We start from the raw sequence: 2,009 nt of genomic DNA on the forward strand, positions 1-2,009 counted from the left end.
GTCAGAGTTCCGGCAGCAGGAGTGTTGGGCGTTTCAGGCTTCTCAGGTTCTACAGGAGTTGTGTTGCCGGTCTGAGCTGTGTGGCAAATCTCGCAGAGCTTGCCGTGGACTGTTACGCAGGCGCAGACAACTTCGCCGGTGCTGGGGTCTACGGGAGTCTCAGGGTCAGGATTGGTGATATCCCCGCCGGAGTTTCCGGTGTACTGCATCATGCGGTAGATTACAACCGCAGCCTGACCGCGGTTCATGACGCCATCGCCGTTAAAAGAACCGTCGGAGTAGCCGCCGATGACGCCGAGGGCATACACGTTGGCGACCGCATCACGGTACTGGCTGGGGATGCTGTTATAGTCTGTGATTTTGGCAATCGCCGCGTTCTTATCGTTGGCGCTGGCAGAGAAACCCTTCTTGGTCATGATGTTGGTCATGAGCTGGGCCATGTCATACCGGGAGATACCCTTGTTCATGCTTGCCGCGAACGCAGAAGTGTAGATATAGTCTTCATCGAAGCTGACATTGTTCCAGATGCCGTTGTTCGCAAGCGCGAGATAGTTGGGGTAGAACGCGCCATAGGACAGTGTGAAGTCANTGNTGTATTTCTTGATGTCGCTGGCATAGAACGCTCTGGACAGCATGACGACGAAGTTGGACCTGGATACAGTGTTGGCAGGCTTGAACGAGCCGTCCGTATAGCCGCCGACGATGCTCTGGTTCGCGCANCAGATAATCGCATCATGGAACGTGTGTGTGCTGGATACGTCGCTGAAACTCAGGACTGCCGCGAGAGCGTCAGAAATTGCGTTGAGCTTGGAATCCTGCGTGACGCCGGGATTGCAAACCGGACAGTTGGGGTCGATGTGCGTGTCATACTCGACGGCGAAGGCCGAGACGGACAGGGACAGTGCCATAATAATCGCAAGAGCTGCCGCAATAAGACGGCGGATAATAGCATCGTCCACGTGCAACCACACGCGACCCTCATCCTTACTCTTACATTCTATCATAATGATTCCCACTTTTCTATATAATTTTTCATCAAAATATTGTAGTACAATAAGGATTTATTTGTTGCATCTTTTCCTGCTGACGCTTGCGTCGACAGGAAGTTTATTTTTTTGGCTTTAGTTTTGCGCTTTTGTTTGCTTGGATGTTGCTTTTCTGTTCGTGTCTATAACTACCGGCGGTGACGCCGTAAGCGCTGCTGTGATAAGACGGCGGATGTGGTTGCGAGCGTGCATAGAGATTACCCCCTTTCAATGTTTTAGGATATATGTGGACGTGTTTTCACGTTCGGTTTGTGTCCTGTCGGCGGGTCTTTCGGGTTTTGACAGAACCATTGCCCACATGTACCCTGTGTTGTTTTCTCACGGCAAGATAAGGCAGGGTCAGGGGGACGGTCAGCCGTCCCCCTTCCTGCTTTGCTGGGGGAAGAATCTGGGGATACGCTGGGAACTTGCCGTGAGGAAAACAGAAATCGTGCCGTGCGGACGCAATAATCCCAACACGACACGATGTTATAATAGCAACACAGCGGTTTCCCCTCTTGCCAAAGATTACAGCAGAGGGTATAATAATCCCGTGGTGCGAATTTCATCGTTGTGTGGACAGCGCTAGTGTCCGCATAGGGCATGGGGAGTTGGCGCTCCCTATGCCCACCGCACTATTCAGTTTTCCTCACCGCCTATTTTACGCTTATGACTTTGAAATAGCAAGCCCCATTTAATAAGATTTGCAAAAGCAAGCCGTCTCTCCTGAATTGCTCCAGGCGGAGGCGGCTTTTCTTCTGCCTATCTTTAACTGAATATAGTCTTTTCTTCCCCCGTCCCCTGCGGAGCCGGAAATACACTCCGGGGGTCCGCATGAAGCCGGACAGATACAGCAAAGGCCAAAGCAAAACCGGTAGGCCAAAGTGAAACCATAAGGCCAAAGTGAAACCGGAAAGCATGTGAAAGCGCACGGAGGGCTGTCTGCGTCACATCCCCTTATGCCCTTCCGTGGATTTTGGGTGT

Annotated in this window: 1 protein-coding gene; it reads right to left on the reverse strand. The window is 51.9% G+C overall.

Features of this window, described 5'->3' with window-relative positions; translation table 11 throughout:
- The coding region (locus tag JX325_RS15870) for an S-layer homology domain-containing protein (RefSeq protein ID WP_204792022.1) at window positions 1–971 on the reverse strand (971 nt) is incomplete at its 3' end.
- Between the last annotated feature and the right edge of the window lie 1,038 nt (window positions 972–2,009).

Source organism: Oscillibacter sp. CU971 (assembly GCF_905219725.1).
Classification (GTDB): Bacteria; Bacillota; Clostridia; order Oscillospirales; family Oscillospiraceae; genus Oscillibacter.